Below are 6568 nucleotides of genomic sequence, written 5' to 3' on the forward strand. Positions count from 1 at the left end.
TTTGGAGGGTTATTTGGCATGCTCAGTAATTAGTATAGCACCATCTTCTCGATTTTCTATTGAAAAATCTTGACAAGTTATTAGCTGGTTTACTTTAATGATGGAATCAAAAAAAGAGCTGCTTCAATGCAGCTCCTGCGCTATCGTGTCCCGTTAGATTAAGCTTGAAATTTCACTTAATAACGTTCTTATGCATAACACTATATGCATTTAAAAGTAACTAATTGTAAGTACAATGCGCTGATAACCGGTTCGTTGAGTTTGTTCCTTTTCCTCCCCAGGGATAGTACTCCCCCTCCTCGAAGGCCTATTTCGATTTCAGTAAATCTTTGATTTCACTTAACTCATTCCTAACTTCATTCCTAAACTTGGAAAAATCATCTTCAAGTCTATGCAGATGTCCTTGAATATCGAAAATCTCTTGTTCGGCTTTATAATTAATGGCGAAGTCAATAATTGTTTCTTTTTTATCCCTTGCTGCTTGACGATTTTGGCTCATCATAATTATTGGTGCTTGAAATCCTGCTAGGAAAGAAAGCACTAAATTTAATAGGATAAAAGGCGGCTCATCGAAATGAATCACTTTAGTAAAAGACAGAGTATTTACTACGATCCATACCAGCAAGACCGCGAAAAATATATTAATAAATTTCCAACTACCGCCAAACTCAGCAATTTTATCTGCTAACTTATCAGACCATTTTGTTGACTTAATGTAATTTTCATTTAATTGTGCGTGAATATGATTTTCAAATTCATCAACTAGACGGTTAACTCGACTACCATAATCATTTAAATCTTGTTTTATTTCGATTCCCAATTTTTTCACCCTCAAAATGTATTGGATTTTTTATCTCTTTTCCGTATCTCCTTTATATACTTATACCAATTTGGCCATTTCTAATCAATTCATTTTCACCATCTCCATTAAACTATCCTGCCCGTTAGCGGGGAAAAGGCAGCCTCTTGATCTCGGCTGCCTTCACTGGTGTTTTATTATGCTATAGTTATCCATTAGTTTAAGTAGTCATAGTATTACGACTCTTCTAACTCTACAAATTCGCTATCAAGTACAGTATTTCCTTCTATAAATGGATTACCAGCATCACCTTCTCTACCAAAAACGTTGATCATCACACTTTCATTCTTAGAATGAGTAACTCTTACTTCGTAATGGTGCCCTGCAAGAATATCGGCGTTTAAAGCAATTCGAGTACTTGGAGAGAGTTTATCATTAAAATTTAAAAGAGTTGCTATTGGTCCTTGAACTGGAACACCAGCGGCACCAGCTAATCCCCAATCAAACACTTTAACTCTTACTCTATGAGATTCATCATCAAGATTAACTACTTCAATATGAGCATTAATTTCTACATCTAGACTATTTTGGAGTATACCAGTTGATCGAGTTATATGAGACAACTAAATCACCTCCTTTTATTTAGTAGTACATTATATGAGAGAATAATTATAACTCTTGTGTATTTGTTATATGACTCTTGTAAAATTGTTGTTGCCTTTCAAAAAAAGGCATACGGGTAGTACAGTCCATCGTTGTGCCTTATTGAACTAATCTGCCCGTTAGCGGGGAAAAGGCAGCCACCTTCACCTTAAGCAAGAACGATATATTCTTCATTATTTCGAATCCCCCACATCCAAAGTAAGTGTGATATTGGTTTATGATGGTTTTATTGGGCACTGTGTAGCCCACAAAATAAAAGAAACCGCAACAGCATAAGCTGATGCGGCCAAGAATTATTACCATTTTCCACTTTTAAAGTCGTGATTATCGAGCAGTTAACTTAAACAGTTTACCATTAATTAGATTGAACCAGTGGGTGCTGCATTATGGCTGAAGGACTACATCAAATGATGCCGAGCTTCCGCTTGGGGCGGACACCTTCACTCTGAAGCTTGTAATTTGCTTACCGCCATTTGAACTATACGTAATGAAACCGCGTTTGGGATCAATAGCAACTGAATCGGAAGTACCGTTTGCAGATGTCCCATAATTAATTTTATCAATATAAAACATGAGGTTGAGCAAGTCGTTCCCATCATGACTTGTAGTAGGAGCTGAAGGATCTTGGACCAGCCAATTGTCGGTAGGCTTCAATTCTTCATCCAAGGTGCCGGGTGCATGATAGGCTGCAATGGAATCAAAATATTGATCCGAAACCGTAATTTTATTCGCCAACTTTTCATCCCATAGATAGAGTCCTGCAGCAAGATCTGATCTGGAGACGTTCAATGCTCTTGATTTATCAAGTGCAATGGAGGAAACCGAAGGAACTTCATTTTTCACATTAATTTTAAAGCTAGCTGTTTTGTCATCGCCCTTCCCGTCTTTATAAACAACTAGAATGGTTGCCTTTCCTTCTTTGAGTCCTAATACGTACCAATGACCGTCGCTTCCTTTCACCGCTTGCGCGACGGATGAATTGCTCGATGCCGCAGAATGAACGGTATATATATTTCCGGATACGAACTCGCTGCCTTTCATTGGTAGCATATTGATTTTTTTCGCGAATTTTTCATATTTATCCATCAAATAAGTCGCATCTGTGACTGTCTCTCCCCAGTAATCCCTAATGGCAACCACTGTCGACAATTTGTTGAATGGCAAGAGTACAGGCGCTTCAAATATTGATTTACCCAGCGAATCCGTAGTGAGCTTAGGATCAAAAGTTTGTAAAGTTGTCGTTAAAGAATTTATTTCCTGATTGCTCCCCTTCGTAAACAATATCGCCTTGAATGCAAATTCTGATGCACCCGCTTCACCCGTGTAGAATCGGAATGTCTTGTCAAACATCGTATCTATGCTGAAATCTTGGTACACAGCGTTCGCTACAGTCCCGACAGGTCCGGAGGCTGTCCCCATTTCTCGAGGATATGCCTGGAATACATACTTATAATTCTTATAGCGGGGGTTCACCGACAAGTCTTTTTCCTTGCTTCCCATGAAAGTGCCGAATGCATTGCCGCTGTTATGTTTAAAAGTCATCCGCACATAATATTGGTTAGCATCGTCGTATTTCATTTCTTGACCGTATTGATCATAAACCTTCACTCTGAAATCATTGCCCCAGAATGGCATTTGGTACTTGCTTGGAGCCGTAGAAAATTTTAAATAATCGGCTTTGCGGGCATTGCCGGTATTTACTTGGAACTGAGCTTTCACTTCTGGATTGTCTTTCAAGAATACAGTTATGACCGCCGGACCTTTGGCATCCACCGACTTCACTGCTATTTTACCTTTATTTTTCCCGCTAGTTGAAATAAAGTTCTTTGCTTTCGATGGATCGGTCTCCAGCGTTACTACTCCATTGCTAACGATAAGCAGTTTATCTGCTTTTTCCACGATTTGGTCTGGTGTCAGCTTAGTCCCTTGTGCATCATTAATTTCAAGGGGAATATACATTTTCGCATCGACTAAGTCGTCTTCATGCACTTTGTCTCCTTGTGCCAGTTCAAATGCATAATTGCCGAATTGTAAAGCTGATGGAACACCGTTTGTACGGATATGAATGGCTTTTGTTACCGTTTGTCCTGAACCATTGGCATATATGGCTACCGTAATATCCTTTTCCTTTTCACCGACTGAGGTTAACTTAATGTCAGCAGCGTCGTCTCCGACGATACTGTCCACGAATGCATTCGCATTATCTCCTTTTTGCAAATCCGTATCCAAGGGAACAACGGATACCCATTGATTCAGTAGTGCTTTATCCATTACTCGGTGACCATATTGATCAAACGCTTTTACATCCAAATATGCGGAAGACTGAGAGGATAAGTACTCCAGTTTGGCATTAGAGTCACTCTTCAAATCACCGACTTCAATTTTAGTCACCATCGGTTGAATGCCAACCTGAAATGTTTTTGTTATCGTAATTCCGCTATCCATATCTCTGATGATAACTGTAACGGCGTCATTTGTTTTTACATCGGCATTCTCCATGATATTTATCGCTTGTTCGCCTGCCACTGGTGTAAAAGAGGCATCCATGACCATAATGTCCAGATTGCTTGCGGTTTTCGAAGCAGGTCTGCCATATTGGTTGATTGCTTTGAACTCTAGACGCAGCTTTTGGCCCGAAGACAGAAGCGGTAAATGTTCGTCAGCTGATACGAATTCCAGCTTTGCGATTTTTTCTCTTATCGTCGTGATTTCAGCCGTACCATTCGAACTGTCTATATGGGAAGCTCCGTCAAGGCTAACTTTCCACGTATCATCCTCAAACTTCTTATCAAATACGAGTGTTGCAGTTTCTTTATCATCGCTCCAACTTGTTGTAAAGCCCTCGCTTTTCACAACCCCATTCTTGTAAACGGATAGGGTTACAGCGTTTGTATCAGCCAGAGGCTGATTCAATTGAACAGTGAGAGCGTTGGCGTCAGTTGCCTTCAAGGAAGAAATAGCGTAGCTCTTCTTATAGTGCTTGGTCTCGTAAGAAGCTAGAACGAGGTCCTTGCGGGTTACCGCCGAGCTGCCACCGAATGAACCGTCTTCTTCCACAGACAGCAGCTTTTCCTTAATCGCCAGCTCCACATATCCTTTGGCCCAATCAGATACGGTCTTGTCCTCCACACCTTTTACAGACTTTGCTTCTGCTTCCTTACCAAGTGCACGAATTAAGAATGCCGCCAGCTGCTCTTTTGTTACCTTTCCAGCAGGGTTGTACGTTTCAGGCGCATCTCCGGTTGTTATTCCCGCTTTTGTGATTGCTTCAATGAAAGGTAAAGCATATCCATTGGCAGGATCATCGGCTAATACATCTTTATAACTGGAAGCTTTTAGCGATGAATCAACTTGTAAATTGAAAAAAAGAGAAGCCGCTTTCGCAAATTGAGCTCTGTTCATAAACTCGTTAATACCAAAATGATCATCACTTATACCATCGAACACGCCTGAAGAAATCATTTCTGCAAATTTGGCTTTCGTTTGAGCATCAAGGTCGCGAAGATCGCTGAACTGTTCGGATGATTTTGTAGTTTCTGCCCCCATGACCGTTGTTGCATTGTAACCGGATACTATCATGGAAACTGCCAGTAAACCGGATACGAACATCCAGCCTTTATCAAAACTTTCCTTCAGTCTATTGATGTCAGTCATAGTTTCTCTCCTTGTACTTCTTAATTTAACTTAATAGAGAATCTGAATTTGGCATTGTCTTCAAACCACATTGGATAGTTCGTTCCCCACACATTATTGTGCAAATTAAAGTGCATGCCTCCATCCAAGGAGCAAAACTATTGTCGAATTGCAGCAGCCTCTTACCGTCAGGCGATAATAAAGGGGCATCCAACGTTTCCAAGCGAACTCCGCCATCACTTCCAGTGTAATAAACGCCTGAATTGACAGCATGCAGATTGCGGCTTCCGTTTTTTACAACCTCAAGCGGAGACATCAGTTGGCCCATCTTATCCATTTTCCACAAATTCGGATTATCGACGTTCAACCCAAATGAGAACCAGCTTGCTTCCGGTTTTTATAGAACTTGTAATCAATTTGAAGATCTCGTGGCGCTCCATTTACTTGAACGCATTCGGAGAGCATGACAAGCTGCGCCTGCACATGATCGTAATAATCATGAAACTGATGCCTTATACTGACCAAATGAGGCGAGAGCCTTTTATGCTCTGGCTGCGGTTCTGCAAATTCCATACCTGGCTTGCCCCAATCCGCATCAGCCCAGAAATAGGTTTCACTCAAATTCTGGACATAGTTTTGGAAGCATGCATTGTAATTTTCATGACCAAATGCTTCGTACTGATAACAACCTAACCGATGATGCTCATCCGCCAAAATCTTGCCCTGATTGTCCCCTCCTGTTTTTTCTTTTTATATATTGAATACTGTTTCCAGTATTACAACCACTAAATTGTCCCTTTACGGAACCGACGGAAATACCTCTGATGAAAAATTTATTAATGAATGGGAAGATGAACATCATGGGACCAGCAGTAATTAAAAAGCCAGCAGTCAGCTGGCTTCTCATTTTTAACCAGAATCATTTATTTATTTTAGTGACTGGGCCATAGAATCACTACTCCATATTTGACTTCCTGCTTGTACGATTTCGACCAGTGCAATACAAAATACTGCCAATAAGCGAACAAGCTTAAAAGCGGTGATCTACTTAAAGGGGTGAGTGGTATATATATCCTTGATAGTCTTTGATATCCTCAAACAACTCGTTGACGTCCTCAAGAGCCGCGTTACTGTCTTTTAGTTTGATGGTTAAGCAGTTATAGTAAACTATAAGCATAGGTCTTTAACTTCAACTAATTTCTATAAAAAACAAGGTCAGACGACATAACATCGACTGACCTTGTTGTATTCTTATTCACTTTATAGCTAAATGCCATTTACTAATCATTTACTAATCATTTATTAAACATTTATTAAACATTTCGTTTAACGAATTATGGAACAATTCTAATTAATTATGGAATTTCACACTTTTTTAAACTATCGTTCCTCGTTAGATTCCTGTAGTTGGATAAATTTCAGCTTTGTAAAAAAACGAGCGCCTCAGTACGATGGAAGTACGCTACGGGTCAA

The 6568-nt window shown here is 40.0% G+C and carries 4 protein-coding genes; all 4 read right to left on the reverse strand.

The features are described from left to right. Positions 1-307 precede the first annotated feature (307 nt). The 4 genes from J2Z65_RS34920 to J2Z65_RS34935 all read right to left on the reverse strand — a co-directional run bounded on the left by J2Z65_RS34920 (position 308) and on the right by J2Z65_RS34935 (position 5809). Positions 308-829, reverse strand: coding sequence for a DUF1003 domain-containing protein (locus tag J2Z65_RS34920; protein ID WP_420850886.1), 522 nt, complete (start codon positions 827-829; stop codon positions 308-310). 206 nt (positions 830-1035) lie between these two features. Beyond that, positions 1036-1422 carry a hypothetical protein gene (locus J2Z65_RS34925; protein WP_167067237.1) on the reverse strand — a complete coding sequence of 129 codons (387 nt, stop codon included), beginning with the start codon at positions 1420-1422 and terminating at the stop codon, positions 1036-1038. Positions 1423-1846: 424 nt separating this feature from the next. Continuing rightward, positions 1847-5116, reverse strand: coding sequence for an S-layer homology domain-containing protein (locus J2Z65_RS34930; RefSeq protein ID WP_167067234.1), 3270 nt, complete (start codon positions 5114-5116; stop codon positions 1847-1849). Between the two features lie 342 nt (positions 5117-5458). Continuing rightward, complete coding sequence (locus J2Z65_RS34935; protein WP_240160039.1) at positions 5459-5809, reverse strand: DUF5054 domain-containing protein; 351 nt, start codon at positions 5807-5809, stop codon at positions 5459-5461. Positions 5810-6568: the final 759 nt, after the last annotated feature.

It is taken from the genome of Paenibacillus aceris (assembly GCF_017874035.1).
GTDB classification, from domain to species: Bacteria; Bacillota; Bacilli; order Paenibacillales; family NBRC-103111; genus Paenibacillus_E; species Paenibacillus_E aceris.

Bases quoted from the DNA above. Each gene is read 5' to 3' on its own strand.
- J2Z65_RS34930 (WP_167067234.1), bottom strand. From the start codon at position 5,116: ATGACTGACATCAATAGACTGAAGGAAAGTTTTGATAAAGGCTGGATG.